We start from the raw sequence: 12,780 nt of genomic DNA, 5'->3' as shown, positions 1-12,780 counted from the left end.
CTGCCCCCTAGGCTCTCGTTCAATTGTTCTGAAGACCACCGCCGCCCTTCGCCGGGCCGAGACGGGGGCGACAGCGGGAGGACGTCATGGCGATCATGAAGAAGAACAAGGTGGTCACCGCCGAAGAGGCGCTGGCGCTCGTCAATGACGGCGACGTCGTCACCACCACTGGCTTCGTCCAGAGCTGCATCCCCGAGGCGCTGCACGCCGCGCTCGAGAAGCGCTACGTCGAGACCGGCTCCCCGAAGAACCTGACGCTCGTGATGACCGCCGGCGCCGGCGACTCCAAGGGCCTCGGCACGGGGCGGCTGCACCATGAGGGGCTGCTGAGCCGCGTCATCGCCGCCAATTTCGGGCGCATGCCGAAGGTCGCCGAGGCCGCCAAGCAGAACAGGATCCGCGGCTACAACCTGCCCCAGGGCGTCATCAGCCAGCTCTACCGCGCCTGCGCGGCCGGGCAGCCGGGCCTGTTCTCCAAGGTCGGCCTCCACACCTATGTGGATCCGCGCCACGGCGGCGGCCGCGTCAACCAGCTCACCTCCGAGGACATCGTGAAGGTGGTCGAAGTCGATGGCGAGGAGTGGCTGTTCTACAAGGCGACCAAGATCGACGTCGCGTTCATCCGCGGCACCTCGGCCGACCCCTCGGGCAACATCTCGATGGAGAACGAGGCGCTCACCCTCGACAGCCTCGCCCAGGCGATGGCCGCGCGAAACAATGGCGGCGTCGTGATCGCGCAGGTCGAGCGCATCGTCGACGACGGCTTCCTGCTGCCCAAGGACGTGCGCGTCCCCGGCATCCTGGTCGACTGCGTGGTGGTGGCCGACAGCGAGCACCACCGCATGAACTACGGCGTGCAGTATTCCGCCGCGCTCGCCGGCCAGATCCGCGTGCCGGTGACCGGCATCGCCCGCATGAAGCTCGACGCGCGGAAGATCATCGCGCGCCGCGCCGCCTTCGAGCTGCCGCCGAACGGCGTCGTGAACCTCGGCGTCGGCGCGCCGGAGGGCATTTCCTCGGTCGCCAACGAAGAGAAGGTCACGCCCTACATCACGCTGACCACCGAGGCCGGCGCAGTCGGCGGCGTGCTGGCGTCGGGCTCGAGCTTCGGCGCGGCCACTAACGCCGATTGCATCATCGACCAGAACCAGATGTTCGACTTCTACGACGGCGGCGGCCTCGACATGACCTGCCTCGGCATGGCCGAGTGCGACGAGGCCGGCAACGTCAACACCTCCGCGTTCGGCGGCAAGCTGAACGGCTGCGGCGGCTTCATCAACATCAGCCAGAACGCCCGCTCGGTCGTCTTCGCCGGCACCTTCACGGTCGGCGGCCTCGACGTGAAGGTCGAGAAGGGCGAGCTGAAGATCGTCCAGGAAGGCAGGTCGAAGAAGTTCATCCGGCAGGTCGAACAGAACACCTTCTCGGGGCCCTTCGCGCAGGAGCGCGCGCAGCCGGTGATCTACGTCACCGAGCGCTGCGTGTTCCAGCTCACCAAGGAAGGCCTCGAGCTCATCGAGGTCGCGCCGGGCGTCGACATCGAGCGGGACATCCTGCCCCACATGGAGTTCCGGCCGATCATCAAGCAGCCGGTCCTCATGGACACCCGCATCTTCCGCGACGAGCCGATGGAGCTGGTCAAGGACCTCCTGAACCTCAATCTCTGCGAGCGCGTGAGCTACGACGCGCCGCGCAACATCCTGTTCCTCAACCTCGAAGGCTTCGTGGTCCGCACGAAGGCTGACATCGACGACCTGCGCGAAGCGATCATCGAGGGCTGCAAGGAGGCGGGCAAGCGCGTGAACTCGGTGGTGAACCACGACGGGTTCAAGATCTCGGAAGCGCTCTATGACGACTACGCCGAGATGATCGAGTACTTGATGGAGCACTATTACGCGACAACCACGCGCTACGCGACCAACGGGTTCCTGCGCCTGAAGATGCAGGAGGCGCTGAAGAAGCGAGGCCTCGCGCCGCACGTGTTCGAGCGCCGAGAGGACGCGCACGCCTTCGCGACCAAGGCCGCGCAGATCAACGCCGCCTTCGGCGAGGACCCGGAGGATTCGGTCGCGAGCGCCGCCTGACGGCGCTCCGACCGGCGGCCGATCATTCGGCCGCCTGGATGGCCGGCGCGGCGCCCTCCAGCCGGGCCGCGATCGTCGAGACCACGTGCTCGGCGTCGTCGCCGACGGCGCCGAAGCGGCCAGAGCCCCAAGTGTTGAGCCAGGGCAGGCCGATGAAGGAGACGCCGCGGCACTCCGTGATCCCGCGCCGATGCGCCGGGCGGCCCGCGCCGTTGAACACCGGCGCGTCGAGCCAGCGGAAGTTCGGCGTGAAGCCGATGCACCAGACGATCGCCGAAATTCCGGAGCCGTCGAGCGGCAGCGCGGTCCGTTCGGCGTCCGGCCGCCAGACCGGCTCGTAGACGCTCGGCGGCGGCGCCTCGACGCCGGCCTGCGCGATGTGCTTATCGATCGCGGCGTTGATGCCGTTGTAGGTGCGGTCGGCGAAGTCGAGGCTCTCGGCGAGGTTGGGGCGGAAGCGCAGCTCGCCGTCGCGGAAGTCGTCGAGCACGCCGTAGAGCTCCATGCCCTCGCGCGCGAAGCGGCGGAGGTCGATGTCGCGCCCGCCGTCGCGGCCGGTGACGTAGTGGTTGGTGTTGTCGCGCACGCCCTCGCGAAGCGGGTGGCTGTCGACGGTCATCTCGTAATAGCCCATGTCGGCGAGCCAGGTGACGACGTCGCGGCCGCGATAGAACCTCGCGCAGCGCGGCGCGGGGCCGACGGCGAGATGCACCTTGCGTCCGGCGAGATGCAGGTCTTCGGCGATCTGCGCGCCCGACTGCCCGGAGCCGACGACCAGCACCGCCCCCTCGGGCAGCGCCTCGGGCCGCCGATACTGTTCGGAGTGCATCTGCACGATCATCTCCGGCAGGCGTTCGGCCATGCGCGGGATGATCGGGTCGCTGTAGCCGCCGGTCGCGACCACGATCTCGTCGCAGGTGACGTCGCCCTCGGAGGTCTTGACCTCGAAGACGCCGTCGCCGCGGCGGAACGCGCGCTCGACCGAGACGCCCTCGCGGATCGGCGGCGCGACCTTGGCGACGAAGCCCTTCACATAGGCGACGATCTCGTCCTTCTTCATGAAGCCGTCGGGATCGGGCCCGTCATAGGGGTGGCCGGGAAGCCGGCACTGCCAGTTGGGAGTGACGAGGCAGAACGTGTCCCAGCGGGTCGTCTCCCAGACATGGGCCGCGGTGCGCCGCTCGAACACCAGATGCTCGATCCCGCGGCTCTTCAGCCAGTAGCTGGTCGAAAGCCCGGCCTGCCCGCCGCCGACGACGACGACCGGGACATGCGGAACGCTCGTCATGGATCCGTTCATGGGCGCGCTCATGGGTCCGTCCTTTCGCGTCAATCTTCGAAGCCGAGCACGGCGACCCGCGCTCCGGCGTCGGCGTAGAACCGCTCGGCGGTCGTCTCGATGCGGTCGCGCTGGGCCAGCGCGAGGCCGCAGGGCCGCCCGTAGATCGCCCGCACCCGCTCGCTCGCGATGTTGAGCGCCGTGCGGCTCCGCGCGGCGAAGTCGGCGACCGGATAGCTTTCGCCGACCACGAGATGCTCCTTCACGACGAGCGAGGGCGAATAGCAGCGCTCCTCGGCCCCGTCCGGCCAGCGGATGTGGAAGCGCATCTCAGGCATAGGCGTGCTCCGCAAGACGCGCGTAGACCGGCAGATGAGCCTTGGCCACGCGCTCCCAGCCATGGCGGGCGGCGGCTTCCAGTCCCTTGCGGGACAGCTGTTCGGACAGGCCGCCAAGCGCGGCCATCAACGCGTTGGCGATCGACCCCTCGCTCAGCGGGTCGCACCAGGCGACGTCGCTCGCGCTCAGATATTCGGTGAAGGGTTCGATCGACGAAACGACCACGGGCGTCCCGCTCGCCATCGCCTCGAGCGCGACGAGGCCGAAGCCTTCGCTGACCGACGGGAAGGCGAGCACGTCGGCGAGACGATAGAGCGCCGGCATGTCGGCGTCCGGCAGCGGCCCGGCGACCACGACCGCGTCCGACGGCAGGCGGCTCTCGGCGAGGGTCTCGCGGAACCTCGCCCGATAGGCCCCGTGGTCGAGCAACGACGCGCCGCCCGCGACGACGAGCTGGGCGCCCGGGACCAGCCGGCGCAGCTGCACGAAGGCGGCGAGCAGCCGCACCGTGTTCTTGCGCTCCTCCACGCCGCCGACCGCAAGGATCACGGGCCCGCCGCCCAGACCGAGCCGGGTGGCGAGCGCCCGCTCGCCGCCGCTCGGCTCGGGCGAGTAGCGCGCGAGATCGACGCCGTTGCCCACCACAGTGGCCTCGACGCCCTCGCGCGCCAGCAGCTCGCGTCGCCACAGCCGGCTCACCGCGAAATGCGCGTCCGCCCGCATGATGGCGCGGCGCTGCCAGGCGATGAGGCGCGGATCGCGAAAGGCGTCGACGTGATGGACGGTGCGCGCGAAGCGGCGGATCGCGCCGGCTTCTTTGAGGCTCGCCAGCGCGTTGCCCGAAAGGCCGTCCTGCGCATGGAAGATGTCGAAGCGCGCGATGCGGGCGGCGTCGAAATGGGCCGCATAGTCGCCGATGCGCGCCTCGACCAACGCGCTCGTTCCGCCCTCCGGCGCGGGGACCGCGGCGAAGGCCTGCGTCTCGACGGAGGCGCTGCGGAAGAAGCCGATCGCGGCCGGGTCCGGCGCGTGGACCACGAGCTCATGCCCAAGGCCCGCCAGCGCCTCCGCGAGCGCGAGAGCATGCGCCACCCCGCCGCGCGGATTGACCGAGTGGCAGCAGATCGCGATGCGCAGGCTCCCCGTCCGCGTCATCGCGAGGGCCCCGACGCCCGGGACGTCATACCGCCACCCTCTCGCGGCAGCCGATCAGCGGGCGCGCCGCGAAATCCCAGATCGTCTCGCGCGAGGCTCCCGAGCGCACCGAGACGAGCGAGCCCGCCTCGATCGCGCCGATGTCGGCGGCCGCGATCCCGCGCCGCGCGAAGCGGGCCGTGACGGCGCCGACGTCCTGTGGCGCGACCGCGAGGAGATAGCCGAAGCTCGGAAAGCTCTGGAGCCAGCGGTCGAGCGCGACGCCGTCGGGCCGCGGGATCTCGTCGAGGTCGATCTCGATCGAAACGCCAGACGCCTCGGCCAGCATCGCGGCGGTGCCCACGACCCCGCCCTGGCTGATGTCCTTGGCGGCGCGCGAGAGCCCCGCCTCGGCGATCTGGGGCAGGATCTCGAGATCGCCGCGCAGCCTCTCCGCCGGCGCGTCGATCGCCGCCTCCCAGTTGAGGAAGGGCGCGCGGTAGCGGCCGCGCAGGTCGATCGCCGCGACGAGCCGATCGCCGGGCGCCGCGTCGAAGCTGGAGAGCAGGCGGTTGGCGCGGCCAAGGATCGCGACCGAGAGCTGGCCGCGGTCGCAGTCCAGATTGGTGTGGCCGCCGACCACCGGCACGCCGAAGCGGTCCGACGCCTCCCGCAGCCCGTCGAGCACGGGCGCGGCGCCCGCCTCCCCTTGCGCCCAGACCGCGTCCACGACCGCGATCGGCCGCCCGCCCATGGCGGCGACGTCGGAGCAGTTCACCATCACGCCGCACCAGCCGGCGAACCACGGGTCCTCGGCCACGAAGCGGTTCATGAAGCCCTCGACCGCAAACAGCAGCCAGCCGTCGCCGCTCGGGATCGCGGCGCAATCGTCGCCGACCTGAACGGCGTCGGCGCCCGAGACGCCGAGGCGGCGGGCCGCGAGCGCGATGTCGGCCTTGGACTTCAGCCCCTGCGAGGCCCGAAGCCCCTCGGCGATCCCGGCGAAGGCGGATGCGGAGAGCATCAGGCGGCCTCCGCCCGACGGAACGCCCGGAAGCCCGTCTCGGGCGTCGCGAAGGCGGGGTAATGCGCGAGATCGGCGCGCATCAGGAAGTGCGGGCGCCCGTGAAGGTCGATGGGTTCGACCACGTCCCAGTGCAGGCGCTGGAACAGCATGGCGTTCGCGGCCTGGACATGGGCCAGAAACGTCGTGCAGCCGCGCGCATGCGCCGACGACACCGCGAGCCGGATGAGGCCAGGCCCGAGCGCCCCGATGCGCCGGTAGGGTTTGGCCACCGCAAGCCGCGAGCCCCACCAGAGGCCCGGCGTCTCCTCGTGGATGCGCACCGTGCCGACCACAGCCTCGAAGGCGAGCGTGTGAGAGGACAGGCCGACGATCGTGGTGGCGGCCTCGTCGATCGCGTCGCGGTCGTCGGTCTCGAAGATCTTCTGCTCGCGGCAGAACACCTCCCGGCGCAGCGCCGCCGCCTCGCGCCGCTCCCAGGCTTCGGTCACGTATTTGAGCTGGAACTCGCTCGAGACGAACGGCGCGAAGGGCTCGAAGATCATGCGCAGGCCCTCCGCTCGAAGGCCGAAAGCGCCGAGCAGGCGCCGCATTTGGCGCAGCCGGCCTTCACGTCCGCCGACTTCAGTCCGGCCTCGACCAGCATCCGCGACAGCGGCGCGAGGATCGAGGCCATGAAGGCGGCCGGGGGCGTCGGGTGGCTCTCGAGCGGCGTGCCGGAGATCGGCGTGAAGGGCACGACGAAGGGGTAGACGCCGAGCCCCACGAGCCGTTCGCAGACGCCGAGCACGTCCTCGCGGCTGTCGCCGAGGCCGGCGAGAATATAGGTCGAGACCTGGCCCCGCCCGAACACCGGGACGGCGGCGGCGAAGGCCTGGAAATAGCGCTCGACCGAGACGCTCGCCTTGCCCGGCATCACGCGGTGGCGGACCTCCTCGGTCACCGCCTCGAGATGCATGCCGAGGGCGTCCGCGCCGGCCTCACGCATGCGGCCGTACCAGGCGTCGTCCTCCGGCGGCTCGCACTGGACCTGGATCGGCAGGTTCACGCGCGCCTTCACGCCTGCCGCGCTCTCCGTCAGCACCGCCGCGCCGCGGTCGAGGCCCTTCGGCGTGCCGGTCGTCATCACCATGTGGCGGACGCCGTCGAGCCGCACCGCGGCTTCCGCCACCTCGGCGAGTTGCGCCGGCGTCTTGTGCGCGATGGTGCGGCCGGCCGCGAGCGACTGGCCGATGGCGCAGAACTGGCAGGTCTTCGTGCGCGACTGGTAGCGGATGCAGGTCTGCAGCACCGTGGTCGCCAGCACGTCGCGGCCGTGAAGCGTGGCGATGTGGCTGTAGGGCACGCCGTCCGCGGTCGTGAGGTCGTAAAACTTCGGCCGCGCCGGGAACGAGACGTCGCCCACGAATTCGCCCTCGCGCGTCACCCGCGAGCGGCCGAAGGCGTCCGGACGCTCGATGACGTAAGGGCTGTCGAAGGCCGGCGCGGTGTGCACCGGCGCCATGAAGGTCACGCCGTCGACGGTCACGGCCTTGTGGTCGGAGGGGCCTGCGCCGCCGCGGCGGCTGTCGGCGCCCTCCCTAGGCGCCTCGAGCCTGACCCCGAAGGACTGCAACTCGGCGATCAGGCGCTCGGTCGGCATCGAGGCCGTTGGCTTCGCCATCGGTTTCATCGGGCGCGCTCCCGTAGCTCTCAGCGGGGGAAAAGGCCGAGCGCAGAACGGACTGCGGCCGGTCGTCATGAACGAGGTTGAGGAGCTCGGGCCGGGCGTAGTGGCCGATCGAGTCCATCATGCGCTTGCGCTTGAGGCAGAGCGCCATGTCGAGATCGGCGAGGAGGATCCCCTCGCCTTCGGTCAGCGGCTTTGCGAGATGCGCGCCCTCGGGCGACACGATCGCGGTCATGCAGCCGCCGGTGAGCGCCTTGCGCATCGCTTCGTTGGGCTCGATCGCGGCGCGCTGCTCGTCGGTGAGCCAGCCCGTGGCGTTGACCACGAAACAGGCGCTCTCGGCCGCGTGGTGGCGGATCGCCGCCTCGATCTGGTCGGAGAAGATCTGCCCCACCATCGATCCCGGGAACTGGGCCGCGTGGATCTCCTCGTGCTGCGCCATCAGGGCGAAGCGGGCGAGCGGGTTGTAGTGCTCCCAGCAGGCGAGCGCGCCGACGCGGCCGACCTTGGTGTCGACGACCTTGAGGCCGGCGCCGTCGCCCTGCCCCCAGATCATGCGCTCATGATAGGTCGGCGTGATCTTACGGCGCTTGAGCTTCAGCGAACCGTCGGCGTCGAAGATGAGCTGCGCGTTGTAGAGCGAGCCGTGGTCGCGCTCGTTGACGCCGAGCACCACCACGACGCCGCGTCGCCGCGCGGTCGCCGAGATCGCGTCGACCACCGGGCCCGGAACGGTCACAGCATGCTCGTAAAGCCGCAGATGCTCGCCGCCGATCGCGACCGGCGGGCGGGTGAACGAGAAGTACGGGTACCAGGGCAGAAACGTCTCGGGGAAGACGACGAACTCCGCGCCCTTGTCGGCCGCCTCGCCGAGCGCGTTGAGAGCGCGGGCGAGCGTCCCCTCGCCGCTGTCGAGATCCGGCGAGATCTGGACCGCGGCCGCCTTCACGATGCGCTTTTCGGCCATGCCGGCCTCCGTTCTCTCACGTCATCCCGGCCCCGTCGAAGCGGAGAGCCGAGATCGCTCTCCGCGTCTGGCGCCATCGCCTCTTTTTCGAGGACGATCCCGGATCGTCGGCCTGCGCCGCCGTCCGGGATGACGCGCGTCCTCCGCGCCCGCTCAGCTCACAGCGTCCAGGTGTTGAGGATGAAGGCGTTGTCCTTGCGGTGGAGCAGGATCAGGTCGAGCACGTCGAGCGGGCTGATCGGGATCACGCCCTCGATCAGCGACGGCTCGCCGTGGCCGTAAAGCGCCTGCAGCGCAAAGCGGCAGGCGTAGACCTTGCCGCCGTCGGCGATGATCTTCTTGATGCGGTTGTTGAAGTTGAGATGGCCCGGAAACGCCTCGGCGCCGAGCGTCGGAAAGCCGCGCTGAACCGCGAGCGTCACGCCCGGACCATAGAGCAGGACGGAGGTCTCGAAGCCCTTCGACATCAGCCGCGAGGCCTGGAGAAGGTTCACGAGGCCGATCGAGCCCTCGAACGCCACCGTGTGGAAGGTGACGAGCGCCTTTTCGCCGGGAGCGGCTTTGACGTCCTCGAACTTCTTGTCCTCGTAGTCGACGAGGAAGTCGCCGTCCTTGTGAAACGGCATCGTCACTTCGGGCATTGCGCGCTCCTTGGCTGGTCGGCGTGTCCACCGACGGTAGCGACCCTTACGCAACCCCCATGCCAGATTGACTGCCCTTCAAAATCCAACAATATGCATTCAATTATACATTCAATGTCATTGCGCACGTCGCCGGAAGCGATGACGTTTTAGGCTGAGCACGCCTGCATATTGAGCAGCGCCGGGCTTTCGGCCGCGCCGCTCCGGCGTGACGAAGCGCACAGTCCTCCATGCAAGAAGGGTGACAGGACCGCCGCGCAACATTATGCAGTCAATTCAGCCGGCGCAGGAGCGCGCCGCATCGGGGCGGACAACGCATGCGCGAATGGACGGCGGATCTCAGCGCAAGCGACAAGCCGCGCTATCTCGCGATCGCCGACCAGATCGAGGCCGACGTCGCGCTCGGCAAGCTCGCGGCCGGCGACCGGCTGCCGCCCCAGCGCGCGCTCGCCCGGCGCCTCGAGGTCGACTTCACGACGGTCGCGCGCGGCTATGTGGAGGCCCAGCGGCGCGGCCTCGTCGAGTCGCGGGTCGGCAGCGGCACCTTCGTCTGCGCGCGGGCCCAGACCCCGGCCTCGCCTGCGCGCCGCGGCCTCGTCGACCTCTCCATGAACCTGCCGCCCGAGCCCGAGGACGAGGCCCTTCTCGCCCTCATGCGGCAGGGCTTTTCGGAGATCGCCTCCGATCTCGTCACGCTGCTGCGCTATCAGGGCTTCGGCGGCGCGCAGCCGGACAAGGACGCGGCCTCCTCATGGCTCGGACGCCGCGCCCTCGTGCCGACGCAGGACCGGGTCTTCGTCACCCCCGGCGCGCATCCGGCTTTGCTCGCGATCCTCACCGTTCTCGCGCGGCCGGGCGACGTGGTGCTCTGCGAGGCGCTCACCTATCCGGGCGTGCGGGCGATCTCGGCGCAGCTCGGGCTGAAGCTTATCGGGCTCGAGATGGACGACGACGGCGTGACGCCGGAGGCGTTTTCGCAGGCTTGCGAGCGCCTGAAGCCTAGGGCGCTCTACCTCAATCCGACGCTCCAGAACCCCACCACCCTCACCATCTCGGAGGAGCGGCGCCGCGTGCTCGCCGAGATCGCGCGCGGCTACGAGGTGCCGATCGTCGAGGACGACGCCTACGGCTTCGTGCCGACCGCGCGCATCTCGCCCTTCGCGGCGATCGCGCCGGACATCACCTGGCATGTGGCGGGGCTGGCGAAATGCATCGGCGCGGGGTTGCGCACCGCCTATGTGGTGGCGCCCTCGGCGCGCGCCGCATGGCCGTTCGCGGCGGCGCTGAGAGCCTCGAGCGTCATGGCGTCGCCGCTCACGGTCGCGCTCGCGACGCGCTGGATCGAGGACGGCACGGCCGACACGCTGCTGCGCTTCATCCGCTCCGAGACAGCGGCGCGCCAGAAGCTCGCGGCCGAAATCCTCCCGAAAGACATGTTCCGCGCCGACCCGCTGAGCTTCAACCTCTGGCTCTCGCTTCCCGCGCCCTGGACCCGCTCGGCCTTCATGGCCCACATGCGGCAGAGCGGACTCGGGGTCGTTGCGAGCGACGCCTTCGTGGCCGCCGGCGCGCCGCCGGAGGCCGCGCGGGTGTGCCTCGGCGGGCCGATCTCCCGCAGCGAGCTCGCGCGCGCGCTCGAATTCATGGCGCATGCGCTCGAGGAAGCGCCCGAGGTGGCGCTCACAGCGCTCTGAAGGGCCGCCCGGCCGCGCCGGGCAGGTCGGACGGCCGGTTCTCAGGCCTTCGGCGTATAGAGGCTGCACCAGCCTTCGGGGCTGATCTTGCCCTCGACGCCCTGGCACCCTTCCGGCGGCTGGAACATCGCGCAGCCCGAGCATTTGTCGCCGGCCGGGGCCTTGGCGACATATTGCACGTCCGCCTGAGATTGCTTGGTCTGCGCCCGCGCCGGTCCCGTGGCGGCGCACGCCGCGCCCACCGCGATCGCGGCCGCGCCGCCGAGCGCCATGCGGCGCGAAATGACGACGCGACGCCCTTCATCGACGATTTTCGTCATGGTCTCCTCCCAGTCGGGCCGGTCTTTCGCCGGGCCCGAACAGGAAGCTGAAACTCACGGTCTCGTTTTCAATCTTTTATAATTCTAAAGAGCTAGAGCAACCCATGAGGGAGCTTTGAGCGACCTGCGCCTAAGCGCTTCGGTTGTCTCTTAAAAATCACTTAGAAAAAAGTTCGGCGATTACGCCGTTGTGGGTCCCCTCGCCCTTCGCCAAAGTTCGCCGACCGTCGCGCTCACGAACGACGGAATCGGGGGCGGCATGCGGGTGTGTTGGCGGTCAGCGGCGGGCGTCGCGGCGTTGTCGGTCGCGGTTGGGCTCGCATCGCCCGCGGCGGCCGGGGAGGACGAGGCGGAGCCCTCGATCCTCGACCATGTCCCGGCGCTATCCGTCCTGAAGAACGCGCGCGACGCGCTGGCCGACAAGGGCTTCCGGCTCTCGGGCTTCTACTTCGCCGACCCGCGCGCGATCCTCGACGGCGGCATGCGCGAGGACGCGACCTATAGCGGGCTGCTGAACCTCGCTCTCGAGCTCGACGGCGAGAAGGTCTTCGGCGTCGAGGGCGGCCGGCTCCACGCCAGCATGCTCCAGATCCACGGCAAGGATCTCTCCGACGAGTATGTCGGCAACCTCATGTCGGTGAACGACATCGGCGCGCGACCGACCACGCGGCTGTTCGAACTCTGGTGGGACCAGGAGATCGACGACCGGCTGTCGCTGCGGTTTGGCCAGATGGCGGCCGACGAGGAGTTCATCAAAAGCGAATACTCCGAGGACATGTTCATCGGCGCGACGCTCGGCTGGGCCGCGCCGCCGTCGGAGAACCTGCCGCAGGGCGGTCCGGCCTATCCGTTCGCCTCGCTCGGGGTCCAGGCGACCTGGAAGGCGAGCGAGAACCTGACCCTCGTCGGCGCGATCTACAACGGGACGCCCGCGCGCCCCGACGCCGCCGATCCGGAAAAAGCCAATCGCCACGGCCTCAATTTCCGGCTGAAGGATCCGCCGCTCGTCATCCTCGAGTCGCGCCTCGCCTTCGACGGGCTGAACGGCCTGCCGGGCGTGCTGAAGCTCGGCGGCTATGGCCATTTCGGCCGCTTCGACGACCTGAAATACGGAACCGACGGGCTGGTGCTCGGCTCGCCGGGCTCGAACGACGATCCGCGTCGCCACCGCGGGAACGTCAATTTCTACGCCATCGTCGACCAGCAGGTCTGGCGCGCGCCCGGAGACGATCCGCAGGCCGGGATCGGCGTCTTCGCCCGCGTCATCGCCGGACGCCCGGACCGCAACGCGATCAGCTTCTATGTCGACGGCGGGATCGTCGCGAGCGGGCTCGTGCCCGGCAGGCCCGACGACAAGTTCGGGATCGCGGCCGCCTACGCCGACTTCTCGCCGCGCCTCGCCGACGTCGACCGCGCGGAGAACGCCGCGAGCGGGCTCGCTGGCGCCGTCCGCCGCTTCGAGGGGATCATCGAGGCGACCTACAAGGCGCAGCTGCTGCCGGGCTTCACCGTTCAGCCGACGCTGCAATATGTGGTTCGCCCGGGCAGCGGCCCGCCCGAAGACGGCGGCAAGCGCATCCCCAATGCGACCGTGTTCGGCGTCACCACCGTCGTGACGTTCTGAAGCGA

General features: G+C 69.7%; 12 protein-coding genes. 3 read left to right on the top strand and 9 right to left on the bottom strand.

Features of this window, described 5'->3' with window-relative positions; translation table 11 throughout:
• Nucleotides 1-95: 95 nt before the first annotated feature.
• On the top strand, nucleotides 96-2,084 hold the full coding sequence (locus ACFOWB_RS11980) for an acyl CoA:acetate/3-ketoacid CoA transferase (protein ID WP_378148806.1): 1,989 nt from the start codon (nucleotides 96-98) through the stop codon (nucleotides 2,082-2,084).
• A 22-nt stretch (nucleotides 2,085-2,106) separates the two neighbouring features.
• On the opposite strand, the gene ACFOWB_RS11975 is transcribed toward ACFOWB_RS11980, so the two are convergent.
• The 8 genes from ACFOWB_RS11975 to ACFOWB_RS11940 all read right to left on the bottom strand — a co-directional run bounded on the left by ACFOWB_RS11975 (nucleotide 2,107) and on the right by ACFOWB_RS11940 (nucleotide 9,137).
• The gene (locus tag ACFOWB_RS11975; protein ID WP_261405821.1) at nucleotides 2,107-3,372 is read right to left on the bottom strand and encodes an MSMEG_0569 family flavin-dependent oxidoreductase; all 1,266 of its coding nucleotides are present in this window, start codon (nucleotides 3,370-3,372) and stop codon (nucleotides 2,107-2,109) included.
• Between the two features lie 41 nt (nucleotides 3,373-3,413).
• Entirely contained in the window at nucleotides 3,414-3,701 is a 288-nt protein-coding gene (locus ACFOWB_RS11970; RefSeq protein WP_261402459.1) for an MSMEG_0570 family nitrogen starvation response protein, read from the bottom strand.
• Nucleotides 3,694-4,857, bottom strand: coding sequence for an MSMEG_0565 family glycosyltransferase (locus tag ACFOWB_RS11965; protein ID WP_261402458.1), 1,164 nt, complete (start codon nucleotides 4,855-4,857; stop codon nucleotides 3,694-3,696). Before ACFOWB_RS11965 ends, ACFOWB_RS11970 begins: the two co-directional genes overlap by 8 nt.
• Nucleotides 4,858-4,882: 25 nt before the next feature.
• Nucleotides 4,883-5,860 (bottom strand): sll0787 family AIR synthase-like protein, encoded by a 978-nt coding sequence (locus ACFOWB_RS11960; RefSeq protein WP_261402457.1) that lies wholly within the window; start codon nucleotides 5,858-5,860, stop codon nucleotides 4,883-4,885.
• Nucleotides 5,860-6,405: an MSMEG_0567/Sll0786 family nitrogen starvation N-acetyltransferase gene (locus ACFOWB_RS11955; RefSeq protein WP_261402456.1), complete on the bottom strand. Its 546-nt coding sequence runs from the start codon at nucleotides 6,403-6,405 to the stop codon at nucleotides 5,860-5,862. The genes ACFOWB_RS11960 and ACFOWB_RS11955 overlap by 1 nt, the downstream gene beginning before the upstream one ends.
• Entirely contained in the window at nucleotides 6,402-7,523 is a 1,122-nt protein-coding gene (locus tag ACFOWB_RS11950) for an MSMEG_0568 family radical SAM protein (RefSeq protein ID WP_378147490.1), read from the bottom strand. Before ACFOWB_RS11950 ends, ACFOWB_RS11955 begins: the two co-directional genes overlap by 4 nt.
• Complete coding sequence (locus tag ACFOWB_RS11945) at nucleotides 7,441-8,496, bottom strand: Nit6803 family nitrilase (RefSeq protein WP_378147487.1); 1,056 nt, start codon at nucleotides 8,494-8,496, stop codon at nucleotides 7,441-7,443. The genes ACFOWB_RS11950 and ACFOWB_RS11945 overlap by 83 nt, the downstream gene beginning before the upstream one ends.
• Before the next feature lie 158 nt (nucleotides 8,497-8,654).
• Entirely contained in the window at nucleotides 8,655-9,137 is a 483-nt protein-coding gene (locus ACFOWB_RS11940; protein WP_261402455.1) for an MSMEG_0572/Sll0783 family nitrogen starvation response protein, read from the bottom strand.
• Between the two features lie 317 nt (nucleotides 9,138-9,454).
• Between ACFOWB_RS11940 and ACFOWB_RS11935 the strand changes: the two genes are divergently transcribed.
• Complete coding sequence (locus tag ACFOWB_RS11935; protein WP_261402454.1) at nucleotides 9,455-10,831, top strand: aminotransferase-like domain-containing protein; 1,377 nt, start codon at nucleotides 9,455-9,457, stop codon at nucleotides 10,829-10,831.
• Nucleotides 10,832-10,872: 41 nt separating this feature from the next.
• Here ACFOWB_RS11935 and ACFOWB_RS11930 read toward each other — a convergent pair whose 3' ends face one another.
• Entirely contained in the window at nucleotides 10,873-11,151 is a 279-nt protein-coding gene (locus ACFOWB_RS11930) for a high-potential iron-sulfur protein (RefSeq protein ID WP_261402453.1), read from the bottom strand.
• Nucleotides 11,152-11,449: 298 nt separating this feature from the next.
• Here ACFOWB_RS11930 and ACFOWB_RS11925 point away from each other — a divergent pair, with 298 nt between their 5' ends.
• Complete coding sequence (locus ACFOWB_RS11925; protein ID WP_378147484.1) at nucleotides 11,450-12,775, top strand: carbohydrate porin; 1,326 nt, start codon at nucleotides 11,450-11,452, stop codon at nucleotides 12,773-12,775.
• Nucleotides 12,776-12,780 lie beyond the last annotated feature (5 nt).

The sequence above is a fragment of the Chenggangzhangella methanolivorans genome, from assembly GCF_042648545.1.
Taxonomy (GTDB): domain Bacteria; phylum Pseudomonadota; class Alphaproteobacteria; order Rhizobiales; family Methylopilaceae; genus Methylopila; species Methylopila methanolivorans.
Note: the sequence above shows the minus strand (reverse complement) of the source record. Positions and strands in the feature narration are given on the sequence as shown.